Annotated in this window: 19 protein-coding genes; 7 read left to right on the top strand and 12 right to left on the bottom strand. The window is 73.1% G+C overall.

The genetic code is table 11. The features are described from left to right. Positions 1-128 precede the first annotated feature (128 nt). From ABZ449_RS15490 to ABZ449_RS15480, 3 genes are all read left to right on the top strand, one after another. Positions 129-1,178, top strand: coding sequence for a methyltransferase (locus ABZ449_RS15490; protein ID WP_360345705.1), 1,050 nt, complete (start codon positions 129-131; stop codon positions 1,176-1,178). An 86-nt stretch (positions 1,179-1,264) separates the two neighbouring features. After that, positions 1,265-1,918 (top strand): PAS domain-containing protein, encoded by a 654-nt coding sequence (locus ABZ449_RS15485; RefSeq protein ID WP_360345703.1) that lies wholly within the window; start codon positions 1,265-1,267, stop codon positions 1,916-1,918. Then, positions 1,915-3,048: an aminotransferase class I/II-fold pyridoxal phosphate-dependent enzyme gene (locus ABZ449_RS15480; protein WP_360345701.1), complete on the top strand. Its 1,134-nt coding sequence runs from the start codon at positions 1,915-1,917 to the stop codon at positions 3,046-3,048. The genes ABZ449_RS15485 and ABZ449_RS15480 overlap by 4 nt, the downstream gene beginning before the upstream one ends. 69 nt (positions 3,049-3,117) lie before the next feature. Here ABZ449_RS15480 and ABZ449_RS15475 read toward each other — a convergent pair whose 3' ends face one another. Beyond that, a complete protein-coding gene (locus ABZ449_RS15475; RefSeq protein WP_360345699.1) occupies positions 3,118-3,681 on the bottom strand; it encodes a helix-turn-helix domain-containing protein in 564 nt (187 codons plus the stop codon). A gap of 21 nt (positions 3,682-3,702) precedes the next feature. On the opposite strand from ABZ449_RS15475, the gene ABZ449_RS15470 reads away from it, so the two are divergent. After that, entirely contained in the window at positions 3,703-4,752 is a 1,050-nt protein-coding gene (locus ABZ449_RS15470; protein WP_360345697.1) for a DMT family transporter, read from the top strand. A 95-nt stretch (positions 4,753-4,847) separates the two neighbouring features. Here ABZ449_RS15470 and ABZ449_RS15465 read toward each other — a convergent pair whose 3' ends face one another. From ABZ449_RS15465 to ABZ449_RS15415, 11 genes are all read right to left on the bottom strand, one after another. Then, a complete protein-coding gene (locus ABZ449_RS15465; protein WP_360345695.1) occupies positions 4,848-5,162 on the bottom strand; it encodes a hypothetical protein in 315 nt (104 codons plus the stop codon). 61 nt (positions 5,163-5,223) lie between these two features. Beyond that, complete coding sequence (locus tag ABZ449_RS15460) at positions 5,224-6,357, bottom strand: Glu/Leu/Phe/Val dehydrogenase dimerization domain-containing protein (protein WP_360345693.1); 1,134 nt, start codon at positions 6,355-6,357, stop codon at positions 5,224-5,226. Next, positions 6,354-6,569: an MbtH family NRPS accessory protein gene (locus tag ABZ449_RS15455; RefSeq protein ID WP_360345691.1), complete on the bottom strand. Its 216-nt coding sequence runs from the start codon at positions 6,567-6,569 to the stop codon at positions 6,354-6,356. The genes ABZ449_RS15460 and ABZ449_RS15455 overlap by 4 nt, the downstream gene beginning before the upstream one ends. A 4-nt stretch (positions 6,570-6,573) precedes the next feature. After that, the gene (locus tag ABZ449_RS15450) at positions 6,574-7,401 is read right to left on the bottom strand and encodes an indole-3-glycerol-phosphate synthase (RefSeq protein WP_360345689.1); all 828 of its coding nucleotides are present in this window, start codon (positions 7,399-7,401) and stop codon (positions 6,574-6,576) included. Beyond that, positions 7,398-8,081 (bottom strand): N-(5'-phosphoribosyl)anthranilate isomerase, encoded by a 684-nt coding sequence (locus ABZ449_RS15445; RefSeq protein WP_360345687.1) that lies wholly within the window; start codon positions 8,079-8,081, stop codon positions 7,398-7,400. The genes ABZ449_RS15450 and ABZ449_RS15445 overlap by 4 nt, the downstream gene beginning before the upstream one ends. 6 nt (positions 8,082-8,087) lie before the next feature. After that, a complete protein-coding gene (locus ABZ449_RS15440) occupies positions 8,088-9,227 on the bottom strand; it encodes an acyl-CoA dehydrogenase family protein (protein WP_360345685.1) in 1,140 nt (379 codons plus the stop codon). Positions 9,228-9,240: 13 nt separating this feature from the next. Next, positions 9,241-9,615 carry an ectoine synthase gene (locus ABZ449_RS15435; RefSeq protein ID WP_360345683.1) on the bottom strand — a complete coding sequence of 125 codons (375 nt, stop codon included), beginning with the start codon at positions 9,613-9,615 and terminating at the stop codon, positions 9,241-9,243. After that, positions 9,596-10,429 carry a tryptophan synthase subunit alpha gene (trpA, locus tag ABZ449_RS15430; RefSeq protein ID WP_360345681.1) on the bottom strand — a complete coding sequence of 278 codons (834 nt, stop codon included), beginning with the start codon at positions 10,427-10,429 and terminating at the stop codon, positions 9,596-9,598. Before trpA ends, ABZ449_RS15435 begins: the two co-directional genes overlap by 20 nt. Next, complete coding sequence (locus tag ABZ449_RS15425; protein ID WP_360345679.1) at positions 10,426-11,469, bottom strand: anthranilate phosphoribosyltransferase; 1,044 nt, start codon at positions 11,467-11,469, stop codon at positions 10,426-10,428. The genes trpA and ABZ449_RS15425 overlap by 4 nt, the downstream gene beginning before the upstream one ends. 2 nt (positions 11,470-11,471) lie before the next feature. After that, positions 11,472-11,735, bottom strand: a complete 264-nt coding sequence (locus ABZ449_RS15420; protein WP_360345677.1) for a phosphopantetheine-binding protein — start codon at positions 11,733-11,735, stop codon at positions 11,472-11,474. Further along, positions 11,732-13,318 carry an AMP-binding protein gene (locus tag ABZ449_RS15415; RefSeq protein WP_360345675.1) on the bottom strand — a complete coding sequence of 529 codons (1,587 nt, stop codon included), beginning with the start codon at positions 13,316-13,318 and terminating at the stop codon, positions 11,732-11,734. Before ABZ449_RS15415 ends, ABZ449_RS15420 begins: the two co-directional genes overlap by 4 nt. A gap of 424 nt (positions 13,319-13,742) precedes the next feature. Here ABZ449_RS15415 and ABZ449_RS15410 point away from each other — a divergent pair, with 424 nt between their 5' ends. From ABZ449_RS15410 to ABZ449_RS15400, 3 genes are read left to right on the top strand one after another with little or no spacing between them, the layout of a single operon-like run. Then, complete coding sequence (locus ABZ449_RS15410) at positions 13,743-15,476, top strand: condensation domain-containing protein (protein ID WP_360345673.1); 1,734 nt, start codon at positions 13,743-13,745, stop codon at positions 15,474-15,476. After that, positions 15,473-19,540, top strand: a complete 4,068-nt coding sequence (locus tag ABZ449_RS15405) for an amino acid adenylation domain-containing protein (RefSeq protein ID WP_360345671.1) — start codon at positions 15,473-15,475, stop codon at positions 19,538-19,540. The genes ABZ449_RS15410 and ABZ449_RS15405 overlap by 4 nt, the downstream gene beginning before the upstream one ends. Next, positions 19,537-22,689: an amino acid adenylation domain-containing protein gene (locus tag ABZ449_RS15400; RefSeq protein WP_360345669.1), complete on the top strand. Its 3,153-nt coding sequence runs from the start codon at positions 19,537-19,539 to the stop codon at positions 22,687-22,689. Before ABZ449_RS15405 ends, ABZ449_RS15400 begins: the two co-directional genes overlap by 4 nt. Positions 22,690-22,693 lie beyond the last annotated feature (4 nt).

Below are 22,693 nucleotides of genomic sequence, written 5' to 3'. Positions count from 1 at the left end.
GCTGTCTGCCCGCGGTCGGTGACCCGCCGGACCCTTGCGGGGCCTCTGCGGCGGGACGCCACCGGGCACCGGCCTCCCCACCGACGGGGCGGGGCGGGCCGGAAGACCACCGGATCGGGAGCTGCACCGTGACCGACGTCGTCGAACCCGGAGGGGGCTCCGCCGCGGGCGATCACGTCCACCGGGCCGTCCTGCACCTGCTGACGGGCGCCTGGCGCACCCAGGCGCTCCACGCCATGGCCGAACTGCGGATCGCCGACCACCTCGCCCGGTCCGCCGCGACCACACGACGGCTGGCCGAACTGACCGGGACCGACCCCGACGCGCTGGCCCGGCTGCTGTCCTACCTCGTGGGTCTGGGGATGCTGCGCCGCACCGAGGGCGGACGGTTCGCCCTCACCGACGCGGGCGCCCTGCTGAGGGACGACCACCCCGACTCGATGCGCGGCCTGGCCCTGATGTACGGCGGGCCGAGCTACCAGGCGTGGGGGAGTCTGCTGTACTCGCTGCGGACCGGGCGGGACGCCTTCAGCGAGGTCTTCGGCGCGCCGCTCTTCGCGTACCTGGCCGCCCATCCGGACCTGGGCGGGGCCTTCCAACGCTCCATGTCCGCCGGCACCTCGTTCTTCGGTGCCGTCCCGGAGCTCTTCGACTTCGGCCGGGCCCGCGTGGTGGCGGACATCGGCGGCGGCAAGGGCTCGCTGCTGGCCGAGGTGCTGCGCGCCGTCGACTCCGTCCGGGGCGTGCTGTTCGAGGCGCCGCACGTCATCGAGGACGCCCGCCGCCATCTCGGTGAGCTGGGCCTCCTGGACCGCTGCACGCTGGTGTCCGGCGATTTCTTCGCCGAGGTGCCGGTGACCGCGGACGTCTACCTGCTCTCCCGGGTCCTCCACGACTGGGACGACGACGGCTGCCTGGCGCTGCTGCGAGCCGTCGCGCGGGCGATGCCCGGACACGCGCGTCTGCTGGTCCTCGAACGGCTGATGCCCGAGGGCGACGAGGACCGGCTCGCGCTCGCCTGGAACATGCAGATGCTCGTCATGCTCCCCGGAGCCCGTGAGCGCACCCTGGCCGAGTACCGGGAGCTCCTCGCCGGGGCAGGGCTGACGCTCCGAACGAGCCACGAGCTGCCGCTGGACGTCTCGCTCCTGACCGCCGGCCGCACCCCGGACGCCTGACATCCCGGCCGCGGGCGCGCGGCGGCCCGGGAGCTGTCCGGCCGCTCCCTGGACTGTCCGTCCAAGATGGACGTATAGTCCAGAGCGTGGAGACCGCCGAAGAGAGCACAGATCACCGGGTCCGGCTGTGGGCGCCCGTGGGCCGGGCCGTCGCACTGCTGCTGGGCCCGTACGCCGAGGTCGTCCTGCACGACCCGGACACCGACCGGGTCCTGGCGATCTGGAACCCGATGACCTCCCGTGGACCCGGGGACCCCTCACTGCTGGGCGAACTGGACGCGCTGGACCCGTCGGCGCGGGACGTTTTCGGCCCGTACGAGAAGACGCTTGCGGACGGCCGGCGGCTGTCGTCGGTCAGCGCCGTCCTGCGCGATCCGGACGGGAAGGCCGCCGCGGTGCTGTGCGTCAACCTCGACCGCACGCCGCTGGAGCAGGCCGCGGCCGTGCTGTCCGCGTTCGGCGCCCCGACGACGCCGCGGCCCGAGCCGCTGTTCGAGCAGGACTGGAACGAGAGCGTCCAGCACATCGTCGGCGCGTACGTGCGCGAGTGCGGTCGCCCCGTCGAGCGGCTGACCCGCGCCGACCGCCTGGCCGTCCTCGCCCGGCTGGAGGAGGCCAAGGTCTTCGCCGTGCGCCGCGCCGCCCCGGTCGTCGCCGCCGCCCTGCGCGTCTCCCGATCCACCCTCTACGGCCTGCTGGCCGAACTCCGCACCCCCAGCACGAAGGACACCACCCGATGACCCGGCTGCCCGACTTCCGCCTGGAAACCTACTTCTCCCGCTGGGAGTTCACCGCTCGCCACCACCTGACCGCCTCCGACGTGCAGACCATGACCCTCGGGGAACTGCTCGCCCTGGCCGACGACGGGGACCGGGCCGCGTTCGAGAACCTGTCGCTGGGCTACACCGAGACCTACGGCGACCCGGCCCTGCGCGAGGCGATCGCCGGGATGTACGAGCGGGCCGACGCGGCCGACGTGATCTGCTTCGCGGGCGCCGAGGAGGCCCTCTACCTGGCGATGAACGTCCTGCTGGGCGCGGGTGACCACGCCGTGGTGGTGACCCCGAACTACCAGGCGGCCGAGACCGTGCCGCTCGCCCTGTGCGAGGTCGCCGGCGTGGCCCTGGACCCGGACCGGGACTGGGCCCTGGACCTCGACGCGATCCGGGCGGCGATCCGCCCGAACACCCGGGTCGTCTCGGTGAACTTCCCGAACAACCCCACCGGCAAGGTCATCGGCGCTGCCGAATTCACCGAGCTGGCGCGGCTGTGCGACGAGCGCGGCATCCACCTGTTCAGCGACGAGGTCTACCGGGGCCTGGAGCGCGACGCGGCCGGCACGCTGCCGCAGGCCGCCGACCTGTCCGAGCGTGCCCTGTCGCTGAACGTCACCTCCAAGGCGCTCGGCCTGCCGGGCCTGCGGATCGGCTGGATCGCCTGTCGCGACCGGGAGTTGCTGTCCCGCCTGGAGCGGGCCAAGCACTACACCACCATCTGCAACTCCGCTCCCAGCGAGGTGCTGGCCCGCATCGCGCTCAAGGCCCGCGCCACGATCCTGGACCGCAACCGGGCCCTCATCGCCCGCAACCTGTCGCTCTTCGACGCGTTCTTCGCCGAGCACCGGGACCTCTTCGAGTGGCGGGCCCCGGACGGCGGCTGCGTGGCCTACCCCCGCTACCTCGGCCCCGAGGGTGTGGAGGAGTTCTGCACCCGACTGGTCGAGGAAGCCGGCGTCCTGCTGCTGCCCGCGAGCATCTACCGCTCCGAACTCACCGCCACCCCCACCGACCGCTTCCGCATCGGCGTCGGCCGCGCCGACTCCGAGGAGGGCCTGGCCGCCTTCTCCCAGTGGCTGCGCGCGAAGCGGTGATCCCACCCGGCCCCGTAGGCGCCCCGGTGCTCGGTGGGCGGCCCCGGGTCCGCCGCACTCGGGTGCGGATCACGCCACCGCCGTGCAGATGAAGCGCGCGACACCGTCGCCGACGTTGGCGTAGGCGTACGTCTGGGCGGTGCTGTAGATGGTGTAGCCGCCGGCCTCGACGATCACCGGGCCCTCCGCCAGGTCGATCAGCACCCGGCCCTCGGTCACCGTGATCATCTCGTGCCAGCCCTCGGGGTCGGGTTCGGCGGCGTAACGGTCGCCGGGGCCGAGCGTCCAGCGCCACAGCTGGGCCCCGGTGCGGGCGGGCACGCTGCCCAGCAGGACCGCCTCGCTGCCGGGGTGGCCGCCGCGCCAGGCCACCGCCTCGATGCGGCGGCGGCTGCGCTCGGCGGGGTCGCTGACGACCTCGACGATGGTCGTGCCGAGTGCCTCGGCCAGCCGGTCGAGGCTGGCGAGGCTGACGTTGGTGTCACCGCCCTCGAGCTTGACGATCATGCGGCGGCTGATGCCCGACGCCTCCGCGAGCGCGGCCTGGCTCATCCCGGCCTGGTGGCGCAGGCGGCGCAGATTTTCGCCGACGAAGGCCAGGACGTCGGACCTCCCCTCGGAAGTGTGCATCATAGTGCCCTTAGCATGTGCACTATGGTGCACTTTTCTCGCTTCCCCCACCTCGGCCGGGACGGCCGCCTCCTGGGCCTCGGCCGTCACGACCTGGCCCTGGTCGCCGTCACCATGTTCTGGGGCACGACCTTCCTCATCGTGCACACCGCCATGCGCCACAGCGGTCCTCTCTTCTTCGTCGGCGCCCGCTTCGCCACCGCCGGGCTGCTCACCCTACTCGTGTTCCGCAAGGCCCTACGGGGCCTGAACCGCAGGGAGCTGGTGGCCGGCGTCTCGGTCGGGGCGACGATCTTCCTCGGCTACGCGCTCCAGACGTACGGCCTGCGGACCGTCAGCAGCAGCACCGTCGCCTTCATCACCGCGCTCTACGTCCCCCTGGTCCCGCTCCTGCAGTGGATCATCCTGCGCCGGCCGCCCAAGCCCGCCGCCATGCTCGGAATCGCGTTCGCCCTCACCGGGCTGATACTCCTCGCCGGGCCCGGAGCCGTGGGCGGCGCGGCATGGGGCTCCGGCGAACTGGCCACACTGGGCTCGGCGGTGGCCGGCGCGGGCGAGATCGTCCTGATCAGCCGGTTCGCCGGACGGGTCGACCTGCGCCGCATCACCGTCGTCCAGCTGCTCACGGCGAGCGTGCTGTCCTTCCTCGCCATGCCCGCGGCCGGCGAGTCGCTGCCCGCGTTCTCCTGGGTCTGGCTCGCCGCGGCCGTGGGGCTGGGCGCCGCGAGCGCCGTGATCCAGCTGACGATGAACTGGGCGCAGCAGTCCGTCCCCGCCGTGCGGGCGACGTTGATCTACTCCGGCGAGCCCGTCTGGGGCGGCATCGTCGGCCGCCTGGCCGGCGACCGCCTGCCCGGGATGGCGATCCTCGGTGCGGCGCTGATCGTCCTCGGCGTCTTCGTCAGCGAGGCACGACTCCCGCGGCCGAAGCGGCCGCGGTCGACGCCCGTGCGCGGATCGGAGCAGCCCGTGCCGCCCATCGCGCCGGGCCCGGCGGCGCCGCCGACCGGCGCGTCCGAGGACGGCGAGCCCGCCGGTGGCCGACCGGACCGTGCGGCCGCGCCGGTCGCCTGAGCGGTCGGGGGTCTCCTCGTCCGGCCGGCGTGAGCCCCCGCCCGGTCAGCAGCCCGTAGCCGTACCCGTGGTCGTCGTGGGGCCCGCGCCGCCCGTCATTGCCAGGCGGGGTCGGCCAGGCGGCGGTACCACCAGAACTCGGTGCGCCACCCGCGGCGGTGGGCGAAGGGGTCGGGCAGGGTACGGTCGTGCAGCGCCGCGTCCAGGGGCCGGACGAGGCGGCCGAGTTCGGCGCGGGCCCTGTCACACGGGTTTCGGACCCGGGCCGGCCCGGTGGGGGTGTTCTTCCCCGGCGGATCAGGCCGTCGAGCGGGTCGGGGCGGTGCGAGGGACGCCCCGATCCGCTCGACGGCCCGCTCCGCCCAGCCGATCACCTCGATCGCCCGGCTCTTCGGTGTCAGCCCCGGCATGCGGTCGTCCGAGGGCCCGGTCGGCCGGTGCCCCGCCCGTCACGAGGGTGCCGGGCGGGGCTCAACGCGAACCGAGGAGCTGTGCGACCGGATCGGCGCTGCCGGAGGCGCTCAGCTCCTGCACCAGCTCGCAGTTCCTGGTGACCTTGCTGGAGACCCACGCGCGCAGCCACGCGGACAGGTGCGGGAGCGGCAGGTCGGACGGCGCGAGGCCGGCGAGCACGCACCCGGTCGCCGCCGCGCCGCCGACGTTGACGACCACGTCCGGCAGGACGGTGTGGCCGGCCTCGCGCAGCAACCGGCGGGCCGGTGCGGTGCAGCTCAGGTTTCCGCCCTCGACCACCAGGCGGGCCCGGACCGCCGGCACCGCCTGCTCGTCGACCGCGGAGGCGGACGCCGCCAGCACCAGCACGTCGGCGTCGACGTGCAGCCACGCCTGCCCGGGCCCGTGGACGGTGACCCGGGCGGGCAGCCGGCTCCGGTCGATCGTGCCGTCGCTGCTGGTGAGCGCGGCGAGTTCGGCGACGGGCAGTCCGCGCTGGTCCTCGACGGTGCCCTTGACGTCGGCGACGGCCACCACCCGGTGGCCGTGGGCGGCCAGGTGGCCGGCCACCGCGCGCCCGACGGTGCCGAAGCCCTGGACCGCGATGCGCTGCGGGGTCCGGGCACCGGAGGCCCGGAGGGCGCCGAGCACCGCGACGGCCACGCCGAACCCGGTGATGTCGCCCATGTGGTCCCACAGTTCGGCCCAGTCGACGGTGAGGCGGGTGGTGCCGGGGCGGCGGGTGACGTCGTAACCGGCGGCCTCGAAGGCCAGCTGCCGGTCGGCGTACGTGGTGCCCTGGTCGCACCCCAGGTACACCCCGCCGTGCAGCAGCGGGGCCGCGGCGCGGCCGAACCCCCGCATCAGCTCCTGCCGCTCGACGGTGGCGCCCGGATCGGGTGCGATGCCGGCCTTGGCGCCACCGATGGGCAGCCCGACCAGCGCCAGCTTGTGGGTCATCGCCCTGGCGAGCCCGGCGAGCTCCTGCTCGGTGACCGTCCCGGCCGTCCTGGTGCCGCCCATGGCCAGGCCGTCGACCACGGAGTCGACGACGACCCAGCCCCGGGCCTGGCAGCTCGCGAGGTTCAGGGAGGTGGTGAGCACGGGCCCGGTCGCCGGGGGCGCACCGTGCGGTACGAGCGTCCGGCTCATTGCTCACCGTCCTTCGGGACGGAGCGCAGGCGCAGGCTGCGGGGGCGCATGTCGGTCCACACGCGTTCGATGTGCGCGAGGCACTCGTCCTTCGCGCCCCGTACGCCGACCTCGTGCCAGCCCGCCGGGGACTCGCGGTCGGCGGACCAGATCGAGTACTGCTCCTCGTCGTTGACGACGACCTTCCACTGCTCGGGTGCTTCGCCGGTCATGCTGTTACCTCCGGATGTCTGTGGTCGGGGGGTCCGCCGGGCGGCGGACGGGTGGGGTCGGTGCGCGGCCGGTGCCGAGGCCTGTGCGAGGCGGGGGGCCGGGACCATGGCCGGGGCCGGTGCCACGAGGGGAGTCACGGCCGGTGTCGAGGCGGGCGTCCAGGCCGTCCAGCCATTGCGGCAGGTCTGCGGCCCGCAGGAGGCCCGTCCCGACGAGCACACCGGCGAAGCCCTCCCCGAGCAGGCGGGCGGCCTCCTCTGGGTGGCCGATGGCCCCGGCGCTCACCGGGCACCGGGTGCCGCTGCGCAGCACCGCGGGCAGCAGCGACGAGCTCCGCCCGAGGTCGCCCGCGCCGCGTTCGCGGGTGGCGATGTCCTTGTTGTTCACCGCGACCACGCACTCCTCGGCGCGTGGCACGCGGCTGATCTCCTGCTCGGTGGCGACCTCGACGAACGGCGTCAGGCCCAGGCGCAGGCCGAGGTCGACCAGGTGGCCCAGGGTGGCGCGCGGCAGCAGCGCGGCGGTGAGCAGGATCGCGGACGCGCCGTCCTCGCGGGCCTGGTGCAGTTGGCTCCGGCGGGTGATGAAGTCCTTCTGCAGCACGGGCAGGTCCGTCGCCTCCACGACCTCGCGCAGCAGGCCCCGGGTGCCGCCGAACCACCGCCCGGTCACCACGGACAGGCAGGGGGCGCCGACGTCCTGGTAGTCGGCGACCAGGCGGGCGGCCGACCTGCCACCGAACAGGTCCTGCCCTGCGGCGTCCTGTCGCTTGAGCTCCATGATCACCGGCCGGCGGGCGTCCAGCAGCGCCTCGATGAACGCGGCCGTCATCGGGCCGCTCCGGTGGCGTCCGGCACTCGCCAGCCGCGCCGCACGGCCGTGACCCGGCCGGTGCTCAGCCGTCCGTCGGGGTCCCTGGCCGCCGTGTCCACGTCGATGCCCAGGAAGAGGGGGTGGTCCAGCACCGCCCGGTAGTCCTCCCGGTTGTCGGCCGAGATGCCGCCGGCCAGCAGGAAGGGCCGGGAGAGGCGGTCCGCGATCCCGGTGACGGCCGCGGAGTCCGTCGGTTGTCCGGTGCTGCCCAGCCGGCCGTCCCCGGCCACCGTGTCCAGCAGGAAGAGGTCCGTTCCCGCCCGCTCGTACGCCGGGATCAGGGACCGCTCCGCGCGGGTGTCCGCACCGAGGTGCAGCACCTTGACCACGGTGAGGTCGGTGCCGGCCTTCAGGGCGCGGACCAGGCCCGGCGGCTGGTAGCCGTGCAGTTGGACCCACCGCACCCGGGCCGCCGCCGTCGCCGCGCGCAGCGCCTCGGCGTCGTCGAGGAAGGTCACGAGGACCGGACGCAGACGCGCGGATCGGTGCACCGCCTCGGTGAGCATCGCGAGTCGGTCGATCGTCAGGTTCGCGCGGCCCCCGGGAACGCCGTGCCACAGGCCGACGAGGTCGACTCCGGCACGGTCGAGCGATGCCACGTCCGAGGCCGAGGTGGCTCCGCAGATCTTGACCAGCATCAGGCCTCACAGCCCCAACATGGCGGCGATGCGGTTGCGTTGGATCTCCGACGTGCCCGAGTAGATCGGTCCGGCGATCGCGTCGCGGAGGTCCTTCTCCAGCCCGTACTCGGCCAGGTACCCGCTGCCGCCGAAGACCTGCACGGCGGCCAGCGCGGAGGAGAGGTTGTTCTCGCTGACGAGGAGCTTGGTGGCGGCGATGTCCGTCGTGACGTTCTCGCCCTCCGCCAGCCGGACCGCCGTGTCGTAGAGCCACTTCCGCGCGGTGTCCAGGCCGATCCGCATGTCCACGATCTTGTGGGAGACCGACTGGTACGAGCCGATCGGCTTGCCGAACTGGACGCGTTCCTTGGCGTACTCGACGCAGCGGTCGAGCCGGTGGCGCATCTGCCCGGTGCTGATGACGAAGGAGCAGAGGATCTCCCACTTCATCACGTGGTCCAGGACGAGGAACCCGGATCCGACCCGGCCGATCACGGCGGACGAGGGGATCCTGCAGTCGTCGAAGTGCAGTTCGCTCAGCGGCGCGGTCCGCAGTCCCATGGTGGCGACGGGTGCTCCGACGACGAGCCCGGGGGTGTCCCGCTCCACGACGAAGGCGGTGACGCCGAGCGGGCCGCCGGCCGGGTGGGTGCGCGCGTAGACCACGAACACGTCGGCCACGGGGCCGTTGGTGACGAAGGCCTTGGAGCCCCGCAGCACGAAGCCATCGTTCTCGCGGGTGGCCGTGGTCCGCATCGCCAGCGCGTCGGAGCCGCTCCCGGGCTCGCTGATCGCGTGCGCCCCGATCGTCGTTCCCGAGCAGATCCCCGGCAGGTGGCGCGCCTTGAGCTCCGGTGACCCGAACCGTTGCAGCGGGACTCCGACGCTCACCAGGTGGGTGGCGACCGAGAAGTTCAGTCCGCCGTCACGGCACCCGGTGCCGAGCTGTTCGAGCACGTGCATGGTGGTGAGGAGGTCCTGGCCCAGCCCGCCCCACCGCTCGTCGAACGGCAGGCCCAGGATTCCGGACCGCTGGATCAACCTCCACTTGTCCCGAGGGAAGGTGCCTTCCGCGTCCCGTTCGAGATGGCCGGAGCTGAGCTCCTCGCACCACCGGCGGATCCCTTCGCCCAGAGCGATCTGGTCGGCGTTCCACCTGATCATCCGTCAGTCCTCATCAGTACTCGGAGAATTCGGCTGAGTCCAGGTCGTGGCGTTCGTCTCCGCGCAACGCGGGCGAGAACACGCACACCAGGCGGAGGTCCTCCTCCTGGCTCGCGATCAGGAAGTGGGCTTCGTTGCGGTCGAGCGCGTACAGGGTGCCCGGCTCGATCGGGTGGGACGTGCCGTCGGCGAGCACCACCTCGCCGGCTCCGTCGATGCAGTAGCAGGACTCCAGGTGGCGGCGGTACTCCAGCCTCGACTTGGTGCCGGCGCGGACGGTGGTGTCCGTCACCGTGTAGCCCAGGCCGTCGGATTCGAGAAGGAACCTGCGGCTGAGTCCGTTGCCCCAGTCCACGGACGTCACCTCGTCAAGGCGTCGGACGATCATCGGGTGTGCCTCCCAGGTCTGTTGAATACGGCGAAACGGTGTGCACGAAGGTGCGGAACTCCTCGACCACATCGGCCCCTTCGGCGAGGGCCTGCTCGATCCGGGCGACCCCGGCGCTGCCGACGACCGCGGCGTCGGCGCCGAGGCGGTGCAGCAGGGCGATGTCCGCCCGGGAGCGGACGCCGAATCCGACGGCGATCGGTACGGCGGTCGTCTTCCGCAGTGCGGCCAGCGCGGCGGCCAGCTCCCGGTGGTCGGCCGTGAACCCGCCGCCGCTGCGGCCGTAGTGGGCCACCAGGTACAGGTACGCGGTGGCGCACTCGGCGGCCGCGGCCTTCACCTCGGCCGCCGACGTGGTGTAGCAGGTGGCCACCACGGGCAGCCCTGCCTCCCGCACCGCTTCGAGGTAGCCGGCCCGCAGTCGCGGTGGCAGGCCGTGGACCAGCAGCCCGTCGACGCCCGAGTCGGCGACCTGCCGGACGAAGCCGGGCACGGTCAGGCCTCTGACCGTGTGGCTCCAGTCGGCCAGCAGTGCCACCCGCAGGTGGCGCAGCCGGGGCAGGATCCCGCCGAGGAAGTCGAGCACCTCGTCGAGTCCGATGCCGTCGGCCAGGGCCCGCTGCGCCGATCGGCGGATGACGGGCCCGTCGGTGACCGAGTGGGGAAACGGCACCGCCAGCTCCAGGCAGTCCACGCGGCAGTCGTCGAGCATCCGCATGACGTCGGCCAGTACGGGGAGCGGGGGGTCTCCGGCGTTGAGGAACACGGCCAGGCCGGGCCGGTCCGGTGGCCGGCGCGCGAAGAAGCCGCTCACCGCGCACGCGCCGTGGGCACCACGCGGCGCGCCGTTCGAGTGCGCAGGCGGTCGACGAGGCCGCGTGCGGCGCCGCTGCGCAGGGCGTCGTCGGCCGCCCTGATCGCCTCCGGCCAGCCGTCGACCAGCCCGCCGGCGACGGCCAGTGCGGCGGCGTTGAGGCAGACGGTGCGCGTCGCGAGAGCCGTCCCCTCTCCGCTGAGCACGCCGAGGAAGTGGCCGACCACGTCCTCTCCCGCCGCGGTCGGCCGGAGGTCGGCGATCGTGCCGCGCCCGGGGCCGGGCGGCTCGGCGGGCAGCCGGATCCGCTCGGTGTCGTCGTTGGCGAGGACGAGGTTGTCGACTGAGCTGACGAGCTCGTCGATTCCGAGCTCGTTGGAGCACAGCCAGATCCTCCGGTCGGTGACGGTTGCGGCGACCTGGCCGAGAGCCGGCAGCAGCGACCGGTCCGAGACACCGACGAGCTGGGCGCGGACCGGCATCGCGGCCAGGAAGGGGCCGACCGAGTTGATGAATCCGCCGATCATCCGCAGGTCCAGCGGGACGATGCTGCGGGCCAGCAGTGCCACCTCCCGCGGGTAGACGAAGTTCCCCGGGAAGGCGATGCCGAAGCGTTCCAGCTGTGCGTCGGTCTGCTCGTACGAGGTGGTCGTCGCGATGCCGAGACGGTCGAGCAGGTCGTGGGAGCCGCAGGTGCTCGTGTAGGCGCGGGAGCCCGTCTTGACGATGCGCACGCCCAGGGCCGCGGCGACGAACGCCGCCGCGGTGGAGATGTTGAACGTGGCCGGCCCGCCTCCGGTGCCGACGATGTTGGCCGTGCCGGCCGGCCGCGCGGGGACGGCCGGACGGCGCTCGTCCAGTGAGCGGAGCATCCCGACCAGCGTGTCCCCCTCGGGCATCCGGGTGGACAGCGAGGACAGCAGCGCCACCGTCTCGCCGGTCCGCAGGGCGCCGTCCCGCAGCTGGTCCCAGAAGGACCCCCACATCTCCTGATCGACGGTGCGGTCCCGGTCGATCAGCGCTCGCAGCACCTCGTGCATGACTAGGGGGAGTCCGTCCCGTGCTGCTGGGCCCGCTCGATGAACCCGCTGATCGAGCCGACGGAGCGGAAGCTGTCCGGGTCGAGGTCGAACTCCTCGACGCGCAGGTCGAAGCGGTCCTCGATCCAGGCGATCGTCTTGAGCAGGCCGAGGCTGTCGATGACCCCGCCGTCCACGAGGTCGTAGTCGACGTCCAGCTCGTTCGCGCCGACGTCCGGCAGGAATTCCTCGATGATGAACTGCGTGACTGCCGCGGCGTGTTTCACGTGGCCGTTCCTTCGGTTGGCTGGGCGGGGGAGCAGGCGTGCTGGAGGGGCGTGCGGTCGATCTTCCCGGTGGACGTCCTGGGCAGCGGGTCGTCCACGATCAGCAGGGCCGAGGGGACCGCGGTGAGCGGAAGCCGTTGTGCGCAGTGCCGGCGCAGCGCCAGCGAGTTCAGTCGGCTGTCCGGGGCGCGGCGGACCACGCTCCGCAGCAGGCGGCCGGCCACCGGGTCGGGCACGGCCACCACGGCCGCCTCGACGACGTCGGGGTGGTCGAGCAGCACCTGCTCGACCTCGTGGGTGTTGACCCGTACGCCGCGGACCTTGACCTGGTGGTCGTTGCGGCCCTCCAGGGTGATGCGGCCGTCACGGTCACGCCGCACGAGGTCGCCGCTGCGGAAGTAGCGCCGCGTCCGTCCTTCGTGGTGGTGGGTCGCGAACCGGTCCGCGTCCTGTTCCCGCTCCAGGTAGCCGTCGGTCTGGAAGGGCGTCGCGACGTGGAGCTCGCCGCTTCCCGGCCCGGTCAGGATCCCGCCGTCGGCACCGACGATCACCGCGTGGACCCCGGGCAGCGGGCGCCCGATCGGCACCGGGCCGTCCGTCGGCTCGGTGCCGTCGACCTCGTGCAGGAAGCTGTCGTTGGTCTCGGTGCAGCCGTAGACGTTGTAGAGCCGCGCCTCGGGGAACAGGTGCGGAAGTTCGGCCAGGCAGCGGGCGGGCATGCTGTCACCGGTGAAGACGACGTGCGCGACCGTGTCGAGCCGCCGCCCGCTCCCGGCGGTCGCGTCGAGCAGCAGCCGGTAGAACATCGGTACTGCCTGGACGAGTCGGACCTCGTGGCGGGACACGAGGTCCAGCAGGTGGCCCGGATGGGTGGCCCGGGCCGGATCGACGAGGACGACACGGCCGCCGAACCTGAGTGTGGTCCAGATGTCCAGCAGGCACAGGTCGAAGGTGAGCGGGGCGTAGTTGAGGACCGTCGTTCCCCGGCGGATGCCGAACCGCTCGCCGGCCCAGGTGGTGAAGCGGTCCACCGCCCCCGTGCTCAGGGGTACGACCTTCGGCCGCCCGGTGGATCCGGAGGTGGTGAACATGAAGGAGACGTCGGCGGGCTCCGTACGGTGCGGTGCCTTCGGTTCCCCCGGCCGGTCCGCGGTACTCGGCCGCTCCGAGGGGCCCGGCGCGGGGCCGGGTGCGGGGCCGGGTGCCTGGGGGCTCTCCGGCGACAGGACGTGCAGGATGCAGGCCCGCTCGACCAGCGCGTCGGACGTTCTCCCCTCCCGCGTCGGCGTCGGCAGCAGCAGGAAGCGCCGTCCTTCGAGGAGGCAGGCGAGCACCAGGGCGATCGCCGAGGGCGACTTGGCGGCCACGATGCCGAGCGGCTCGTCCCCGCCCGGGGCGAGCCGGGCGATCCGGACGCGCTCCCGCTCCGCCAGTCGGTGGAGTTCACGGTAGGTCGTCTCCTCTCCGTGCCACACCAGCGCCGTGTCACCGGGGTGGTCGGTGGCGTGCGAGACGAATGAACCCACCAGGCTCTGCTGCTGCACCATGAATTCTCCGAGTTCGCGCAACGAGGGTGCGTTCATATACAACGGATGAGTTCGTGCAACGGGTTCACCGATCTCATTCGGAACAATGAAGGCCCGGCACGAAAGCGCCCCGAAGCGGTCTCCCGCCGGGTGGAAGAAGAATTATCACGAGGTGCCCGTCTGTGGAAGTGGGCTGCCTGATCCGCGAGAAGCCTGCTTCTTCAGCCAAGCCATGACGGCACGTCAGGCACCCTCCGCTGGGCTGCCGCGCCGATGCTAGCCATCGAGTGTGTTCGATCTACATAAGGATTCCCGTCGGCTGGCGTAAATATTGTCTTGATGCCCGCAACCCCCTGCCGCGTCTTGCGGATTGAGACGGGAGGCTCCTAGTATCCGCCGTACTGTTCGCGAAGTAGCGAATCGGCGAGGGGATTTCCGGGACGCTGAAGCGGTCCCGATCGCCGTGAAAGGTGGATCCGTCATGCCTGGTCCCGATCGGCGCGCGCACGCTCCGACCCAGTTGTCCTTCGCCCAGCAGCGGCTGTGGTTCCTCGACCGGCTGCGGCCGGGCCGGCCGGACCACAACGTCCCGACCGCGGTCCGCCTGCGCGGCCGACTGGACGAGGAGGCGCTCGTCCGGGCGCTGACCGAAATCGTGCGGCGCCACGAGGTGTTGCGCGGCAGGATCGCCGACTCCGACGACGGTCCGCGCCACGTCACGGAGCCGGTCGAGACCTTCGTGCCGACGGTCACCGATCTGACGCACGCCCCGGCGGAGCAGGCCTGGCAGCGGGCCCGGGAGCTGGTGGCAGCCGATCTGGCGACCCCGTTCGACCTCGGGACCGCTCCGATGCTGCGGGCCCGGCTGATCCGCGTCGCCCCCGACGACCACCTGCTGCTCCTGGTGATTCACCACATCGCCTGCGACGGCTGGTCGCTGTCGGTGCTGTGGCAGGAGTTCTCCGCCGGATACGGCGCCGCTGTCGCCGGCCGGCCGATCACCCTGGCCGACCTCCCCGTCCAGTACGCCGACTTCGCCGACTGGCAACGGAGGAACCAGGACGGGCCGGTACTGCTGGACCAACTCGCCTACTGGCGCGAGCGATTGGCAGGCCTGAGCCCGTCGGTGCTCCCGGCGGACCGGCCGCGCCCCGCCGTGTGGTCGGGTCGGGGCGACCAGGCCGAGATCGAGATCCCCGCAGAACTCGCCGACCGCGTACGGGAACTGGGGCGCGCCCACGAGGTGACGCCGTTCATGACGCTGCTGGCCGCCTTCCAGGTCCTGCTCGCGCGCTGCACGGGACGGGCCGACGTGACGGTGGGCACGCCGATCTCCGGGCGCACCCGGATCGAGGTGGAGCCGCTGGTCGGCTTCTTCGTCAACACCCTCGTCCTGCGCACCGACCTGTCGGGCGACCCCGGGTTCACCGACGTGCTCGCCCGGGTACGGCGGTGTGCCGTGGAGGCCTACGCCCACCAGGACGTCCCCTTCGAACGGCTGGTGCAGGAGCTGCGGCCCGAACGCGACCTCGGCCAGCACCCGCTGGTCACCGCCATGTTCCAGGTGGAGGATCCGCCCGCGCTCCCGTCCGGCCTTCCGGGGCTGGAGGTGAGTGACCACCGGATACCGAACGGCGTGGCGAAGTTCGACCTCGAGGTCTCCATGACGGACCACGGCGACCGCTTCACCGGCGTCATCCGCTACGCCGCCGACCTCTACGACCGGGACACGGTGCGGCGCCTCTGCGAGGGTTTCAGGGCGCTGCTCGGCCACCTCGCCGGCAGCCCCGAACGGCCGATATCGGCCTGGGAGACCCCTCCGGGCCTGCGAGTGGGCCACTCCGCTCCGATGGCTCCCGCCGATGCCACCGGGCAGCCCGCGGCCCCGCAGCCGGATGCCGACCGGTCCGGCACACCCGTCACCAGGACCGAGACCGAGACGGAGCTCCTCGTGCTGGAGACCTGGGCCGAGGTGCTCGGTGTCACCCCGGACGGCGTGCACAGCGACTTCTTCGAGCTGGGCGGCCATTCGCTCCTCGTGTCGAAGGTCATGTCCCGGCTCGGGCGGGCACTCGACCTCGAACTGCCGGTCGCCCTGTTGTTCCACCACCCGACCGTCGCCGAACTCGCCGACGGCATCGACGCGGCGCTGCTGGCGGACCTCGGTGCCGCCGAAGCGGAATCGCTGCCCGCCGGAAAGGCCCGTCACCCGTGAAGGCACAGCACAGTCGACCCGAGCCCGGCCGGCCGCCCGGCCCCACGCCGGCCGCCATACGGGCCCTGCTCGACCAACGCGTCCGCGCGGCCCGGAGCAGGGCCGCCGAGAGCGAGCCGGAGGCAGCCGTCCCACCCCGCCCGGAGGGTGCGCGGGAGGCGTCGTTCACCCAGGAACGCATGTGGCTGATCGAGCGGCTCTCCGACGGCCCCGCGCTGTACAACGTCCACGAGGTCTTCCGGTTGCGCGGCCCGCTGGACGTGGCCGCCCTCGGCCACAGCCTCACCGAGCTGGTGCGGCGCCACGAGGTCCTGCGCACCGCGTTCCCCGAGCAGGACGGGCGGCCCAGCCCCTCGGTCGAACCTGCCAGGCCGCTCGACCTGCCCGTCACGGACCTGCGGACCGAGCCCGCGCAGCACCGGACGCGGCTGGCCCTCGATCTCGTCCACTCCGAGATCCTGCGCCCGTTCGACCTGGCCGCCGCCCCGCTGCTGCGCGCGTCACTGCTGCGGGTCGACGAGGACGAACACCTCCTGGTGGTGGTCGTCCACCACATCGCCGTCGACGGCTGGTCGATGCCGTTGCTCTGGGACGACCTGTCGGAGATGTACCGCAGCCGGCTGGAGGGGCGCGAGCACGAGCTGCCCCCCTTGCGGATCCAGTACGCGGACTTCGCCCACTGGCAGCGGGCCCGGCTCTCCGGGGAACGCCTGCAGGGCCAACTGGACTACTGGACGAAGCAGTTGTCCGGACTCTCACCCCTGGACCTGCCCACCGACCGTCCGCGTGGCCCGGTCCGCACGGGCCGCGGCGAGCGGATCACCTTCACGGTGCCCGAGGAACTGCTCGGGCGGCTGCGGCTGTTGGGCCGGCGGCACGGCGCGACGGTGTTCATGACGCTGCTCGCCGCGTTCCAGGCCCTGCTCGCCCGCTACAGCGGGCAGTCCGACGTGGCGGTCGGCACACCGGTTGCGGGTCGGACCCGTCCGGAACTCGAACCGCTGGTGGGCTCGTTCATCAACACCGTGGTCGTCCGCACCGACCTCTCGGGCGACCCGAGTTTCGCCGAACTGCTCGATCGGGTCCGCCGTACCGCCGTGGACGCCTACGCGCACCAGGACGTGCCCTTCGAACGGCTGGTGCAGGAGCTGCGGCCGGCCCGCGGCCTCGACCGCAACCCGCTGTTCCAGGTGATGTTCGCCGGCCTTTCCGGCCCGAGTGCCTCCCTGCGCCTGGTGGGGACGGAGGTCGAACAGATCGACGTGGACAACGGCACGGCCAAGGTCGACCTCAGCCTGGTGATCGCCGAGCGGCCGACCGGCACGACCGGGACGGTGGCCTTCGACACCGATCTGTTCGACCGCGCGAGCGTGGAGCGACTGGTCGGCCACTACCTCCGGCTGCTGGACGCCGCGGCCGGCGATCCCGACCGTCCCGTCTCGCGCCTGGACCTGCTCACCGAGCCCGAGCTCGAAGCGCTGCTGGTGGCCGCCAACGCCACCGACGAACCCTTTCCCGCGGACCTCTGCGTCCACGAGCTGGTCGAGGAGCAGGCCCGGCGGACCCCCGACGCGGTGGCGGTCCGCTGCGGCGCCGAGCGGCTGACCTATCGCGAACTCGACCGCCGGGCCAACCGCTTGGCCCGGCACCTGCGGGCCCGGGGAGCGCGGCCGGAACGCCTGGTCGGGGTCTGCCTGCCGCGCTCCGCGGACCTGGTCGTGGCCCTGCTGGCCGTCCTCAAGTCGGGCGCCGCCTACCTGCCACTGGACCCGGACCTCCCGGCACAGCGCATGGCGTTCATGCTCACCGACGCCGAGGTTCCGCTGCTGGTGACCCAGCGCTCCCTGGCCGACCGGCTGCCGCGGCACGACGCCGCGACGGTGTGGACGGACTCCGAGTCCCGGCTCGTCGAGGCCCTGCCCGACGACCGGCTGCCACCGCTCGCGACGCCTGCCGATCTGGCGTACTCGATCTACACCTCCGGTTCGACCGGCCGCCCCAAGGCCGTGCTGGTCCCGCACGAGGGAGTGGTCAACTACCTGGTGGTCCGCGGTCGGCAGCTGGACCTCTGTGAGGACGACGTCGTCGCCTCGGTGGCCTCGATCTCCTTCGACGTCATCGTCCCCCAGGTGCTGATGCCCCTGGCCTGGGGCGCGAGCGTGGTGATCGCCCCGTCGGAGGTCGCGGTCGACGGTCCGCGCCTGACGGAGATGATGCGCGAGTTCGGCGTCACCACGCTGATGGCCACGCCGGCGACCTGGCTCCTGCTGCTGGACGGCGGATGGCAGGGCGGCCGGTTCCAGGCGATCTGCGTGGGCGAACCGCTCCAGCCCGCCCTGGCCCGGCGGCTCCTCGACAGGGTCACCACGCTGTGGAACGGCTACGGCCCGACCGAGGCGTCCGTCGGCTGTGTCACCCGGCGCGTGGACGCCGAACGGGATCTGGCCAGGCCGGGAGGGTCCGTGCCGATCGGCCGGCCGATCGGCAACCTCCGGATCCACCTGCTGGACCCCGCCGGCGCTCCGGTGCCCGTCGGCGTGCCGGGTGAGATCCACATCGGCGGGGTCGGCGTCACCCGTGGGTACGCCAACCGGCCGGGGCTGACCGCCGAGCGCTTCGTGCCCGATCCGTTCGGCGCCGACAGCGGCCGGCTGTACCGGACCGGTGACCTGGCGCGGTACCTGCCGGACGGCAGCCTGGTCTTCCTCGGCCGCACCGACGAGCAGGTGAAGATCCGGGGATACCGCATCGAGCTGGGCGAGGTCGAGGCCGCGCTGTGTGCGCAGCCCGGCGTCGCCCGGGCCGCGGTGACGGTGCGCGGCGACGGGACGGACGCCGAACTGGCCGGCTACCTGGTGTGGCAGGACCGGCCCGGTGACCCGGGGGACCTACGGCGCTCCCTGCGCGAGACCCTGCCCGAGTTCATGGTGCCCACGACGCTGACCGCACTCGACCGGATCCCGTTGACGACCAACGGCAAGGTGGACCGCGGGGCCCTGCCCGCGCCCGCCCGCCACGCGCACGAGGCGGGCGCGCTGCCGCCGCGCGACCGGCTGGAACTCCTGATGACCAGGATCTGGGAGCGCGTGCTGGGCACCCCGCGGGTCGGCGTCCGGGACGACTTCTTCGCACTGGGCGGGCACTCCCTCAGGGCGGTCGAGCTCGTGGAGGCGATCCGGCGGGAGTGGGGGATCGCCGTGCCGCTGAACACGGTGTTCCGCCATCCCACCGTCGAGGCGCTGTGCGCGGAACTGCCCGACGCGTCGCGGGCCCTGCGCCGGCTCGTCGTCCCGCTGGCCGAAGGGGACCGCCGCAGGGCGCCGCTCGTCCTGGTGCACCCGCAGAGCGGTGACGTGTGCTCCTTCCTCCACCTGGCCGGACAGCTCACCGAGCGCCTCGCCGGCGGTCGGCCCGTCTACGGCCTGGAGGCCGTCGGCTACAACACCGACGAGCCGCCACTGGCCACCGTCGAGGAGCAGGCGCGGCGCTACCTGCGGGAGCTGCGGTCCGTCCTGCCCGAGGGCCCGTACCTGCTGGCCGGCTGGTCCTTCGGCGGGCTGGTCGCCTTCGAGATGGCCCGCCTGCTGGAGGAGCGGGGGAACCCCCCGGGATTCCTCGGGATCATCGACGCCGGAGCGCCCGCGTCCACCGGTGGACCCACCGAAGGGTCCGACCGGGGTGCCGTCCACGGGCCCACCGGTGGGGCCGAGGAGCAGGATGCCCTCTCCCTGCCGCTCCACGACGCGCACGCCCGTGAGCTCCTCCCCCCGCGGGCGCGCACCGAACAACTGCGCCGCATGGTGCGGGTCCTCACCACCAACGGCGACGCCGCCCGGCGCTACCGGTCGACGGCACGGCTGCGGACTCCGATCCACCTGTTCACGAGCGCGGAGGCCCACCCCGAGCTCGCCGGCCCGGTCGTGGTCCCCGCCCGGTGGCGCGAACGCACCCGAGGAGCGCTGAACGTGGTCGAGGTACCCGGCAACCACCACGACATGCTGTCGCCGCCCCACGTCGCGTCCTTCGCCGACGCGCTGTCGGCCGTCCTGGAGGAACTCGGATGAACGACGGACACGAGCTGCCGCTGTCGTCGGCGCAGTCCGGCATCTGGTTCGCCCACCACCTGCGCCCCGGCAGTCCCGCCTACAACACCGGCGAGTACGTGGACATCCCCGGGCCGATCGACCCGGAGCTGTTCGAGACGGCCGTGCGGCGCGTGGTGGACGAGACCGAGTCGCTGCGCGTTCGCCTCACCGACGGTGCCGACGGCCCCCGCCAGGTCGTCACCCCCTCGTCCGGCTGGTCGATGCACCGCGTCGACCTCACGTCGACACCGGATCCGCTGCGGGCGGCCGAGCGCTGGATGCGCACCGACCTGTCCACACCGGTCGGCCTCACCCGGGACCCGCTCTTCCGCCAGGCCCTGTTCACCATCGCGCCGGACCGCTTCCTCTGGTACCAGCGCGTGCACCACATCGTGGTCGACGGCTTCAGCATGTCGCTCATCGCGCGCCGCGTCGCCAGGACCTACACCGCGCTGGTCGAAGGCAGGGGTGGGGCAGGACCGGCCTTCGCGCCGCTGAGCCGGCTGCTGGAACACGACGCCGCCTACCGTACGTCGCGACAGCCCGCCCGGGACCGGGAGTTCTGGGCGGCCAGGCTGGCCGGCCGACCGGACCCGGTCAGCCTCGCCAGCCGCTCGGCGGCCGCCTCGGACACCTTCCTGCGCCGTACCGGCAGCCTCGACGCGCCCACCGTGGCCGCGCTGCGGCGGGCCGCACGACCCGCGCGGGCGAGCTGGCCCACCGCCTTCACCGCGACGGTCGCCGCCTACCTCCACCGACTCAGCGGCGAACGGGACATCGTGCTCAGCGCGCCGGTGACCGGGCGCACCGGCTCCTCCGCGCCGGCCGTCCCCGGCATGGTGGCGAACGTGGTGCCGCTGCGACTGCGCGTGCACCCGGAGCAGGGTCTGTCCGCACTCGCGCGACAGGTGGCCGAGGAGGTCACCGCCCTGCGCCCGCACCAGCGCCACCGCAGCGAGGACCTGCGCAGGGAGGTGGATCCGGCGCGCTCGGAGCGGGTCCTGTTCGGGCCCGTCGTCAACATCATGTCCTTCTACTACCACCTGGATTTCGCGGGCGTCCGGGCCACCGTGCACAACCTGTCCAACGGTCCGGTCGAGGACCTCTCGTTCTCCGTCTACGACCGCTCCGACGGCACCGAGCCCCGGCTCGACGTCGACGCGAACCCCGCGCTCTACTCCGAGGCCGAACTCGCCACCCATCAGCAGCGGTTCCTGCGGTTCCTGAACGCGGTGGCCCACGCGGACCCGGACCGGCCGATCGGCCGGCCCGACCTCCTCACCCCCGAGGAACGGCACCGGACCGTCGTGGCCGCCAACCGCACCGAGCGTCCGCTGCCGCACCCGACGGTGCCGCTGGCCTTCGCCGCCGAGGTCCGGCGCACGCCCGACGCGCCCGCCGTGGTGTGCGGCGGAACCACCCTGTCCTACGCCGAGTTGAACACCCGGGCCAACCGGCTGGCGCACCGGCTGATCGCCCTGGGCGTCCGCTGCGACAGCACGGTGGCCGTGCTCATGGAACGCTCCGTCGACGTGGTGGTGTCCGTCCTGGCGATCAGCAAGGCCGGCGGCGCCTACGTACCGCTGGACACCCGGGCCCCGACGGCCCGCCTGCGGCGCGTCCTGGCGGACACCGGGGCGACGGTGCTGCTCACCCACCGGGCCACCCGGGACCACGCGCCGTCACCCCACACACCGGCCGTCGTCGTCGACGCCGACCCCGGCCTCGCCGACGAGCCGGCCTCCGACCCCGTCGTGCCGCTGCGCCCGGACCACCTGGCGTGCGTCCTGTACACCTCGGGGTCCACGGGCACGCCGAAGGGGGTGGCCCTGAGCCACCGCAACGTCGTCAGCCTGACCGCGCAGCGCTGTTGGCGCGAGGAGGACGGCCCGCGCGTCCTCGCGCACTCCCCGCACGCCTTCGACGCCTCGACCTACGAGTGGTGGGTGCCGCTGCTCAACGGCGGCCGGGTGGTCGTGGCCCCGCCCGGAGAGCTGGCGCTCTCGGACCTCCACCGGCTCATCGTCGATCACCGGATCGGCTCGCTGTGGTTGACGGCCGGGCTGTTCCGGGTCTTCGCCGAGGAGTCCCCCGGCACGCTGGCCCGGGTCGCTCAGGTGTGGACCGGCGGTGACATCGTGCCGGCCGACGCGGTGCGGCGCGTCCTGGCACGCTGCCCGGACTCCGTGGTGGTCGCCGGGTACGGCCCCACCGAGGCCACGACGTTCACCACGCGCAGGGTGCTGCGCCCCGGTCAGGCCGTGCCCGATGTCGTCCCCCTCGGCCGACCGGTGGACAACAGGCGGGTCTACGTCCTGGACGAGGCGCTCTCGCCGGTGCCGCCGGGGGTGGCCGGCGTGCTGTACGTGGCCGGTGCGGGAGTGGCGCGCGGGTACCTGAACGACCCCCGCCGGACGGCCGGCCAGTTCGTGCCGTGCCCGTTCGGCGAACCGGGGGAGCGGATGTACCGCACGGGCGACGTGGTCCGCTGGAACGCCGAGGGGGAACTCGAGTTCCTCGGCCGCGCGGACGAGCAGGTCAAGCTCCACGGTTTCCGCATCGAACCGGGCGAGATCGAGGCGGTCCTGGCCGGGCATCCCGCCGTCGCCCAGGCGACCGTCGTCGCCGCGCCGGGCACCACCTCGCCCGACAGGCGTCTGATCGGCTACGTCGTTCCGGCCGGGGACGCGGGGCTCGACCCGGCGGCGGTGCGGGAGCACGCCCGCGCGGTACTGCCGGACTACATGGTGCCCTCGGTGATCGTCACGCTCGACGCCCTCCCCCTGACCCCCAGGGGGAAGATCGACCGGGCCGCGCTGCCCGTCCCGGACCCGGCACCGGCACCGTCCGGCCCGGGGCCGCGGACCCCGGCGGAGCAGACGATGTGCGCCCTGTTCGCCGAGGTGCTCGGCCGGCCCACGGTGGGCGTCGAGGACGGCTTCTTCGCGCTGGGCGGCAACTCCCTGCTCGCGACCCGGCTGGTCAACCGGGTCCGGGTGAGCTTCGGCCGCGAACTCACCCTCGGCGCCCTGTTCCAGGCACCCACCCCGGCGCGCCTGGTCGAAGCGCTCGACGAAGCCCCGGACGCCGCGGCCGTACCGGACCTCTCACCCCGTACACGACTCTGACAGC

It is taken from the genome of Kitasatospora sp. NPDC005856 (assembly GCF_040629945.1).
Taxonomy (GTDB): Bacteria; Actinomycetota; Actinomycetes; order Streptomycetales; family Streptomycetaceae; genus Kitasatospora.
The sequence above is the reverse complement of the archived record's forward strand: the minus strand, read 5'-3'. Positions and strand labels throughout refer to the sequence as shown.